The following is a 472-nucleotide window of genomic DNA, read 5'->3' as shown; positions in this document are numbered from 1 at the left end:
TGCCCGCTCTGCCCGCGGCTGCACGACTTCATCGCCGAGTGGCGGCAGCGCGAACCATCCTGGTTCAATGCGCCGGTGCCGACTTTCCTGCCCTCGGAAGGTGACGCGACGGTCCAACTGCTGATCGTCGGGCTGGCGCCCGGCCTTCGCGGTGCCAACCGAACGGGCCGCCCGTTCACCGGCGACTATGCCGGCGACCTGCTCTACTCGACACTGATTTCGCACGGTTTTGCACGCGGCGAATTCAAGGCCAGACCCGACGACGGATTGGAGCTTGTCGGCACGGCGATCACCAATGCCGTGCGCTGCGTGCCGCCTGAGAACAAGCCGGTGGGCGCCGAGATTGCCACCTGCCGGACATTCCTGGTGCCGACGATCGCCCGGTTCCCTAATTTGCGCGCCGTGCTGGCACTGGGATCGATCGCGCATCAGTCGACGGTGCGGGCGCTGGGTGGGCGCGTCGCCGCCTACC

The 472-nt window shown here is 67.6% G+C and carries 1 protein-coding gene; it reads left to right on the top strand.

Annotation, left to right across the window (positions count from 1 at the left end):
• Window positions 1-472: uracil-DNA glycosylase family protein (locus EOC06_RS38505; RefSeq protein ID WP_128310179.1), on the top strand; the 472-nt coding region annotated here is incomplete at both ends.

This window comes from Mesorhizobium sp. M7A.F.Ca.MR.362.00.0.0, from assembly GCF_004023175.1.
Classification (GTDB): domain Bacteria; phylum Pseudomonadota; class Alphaproteobacteria; order Rhizobiales; family Rhizobiaceae; genus Mesorhizobium.
The sequence above is the reverse complement of the archived record's forward strand: the minus strand, read 5'-3'. Positions and strand labels throughout refer to the sequence as shown.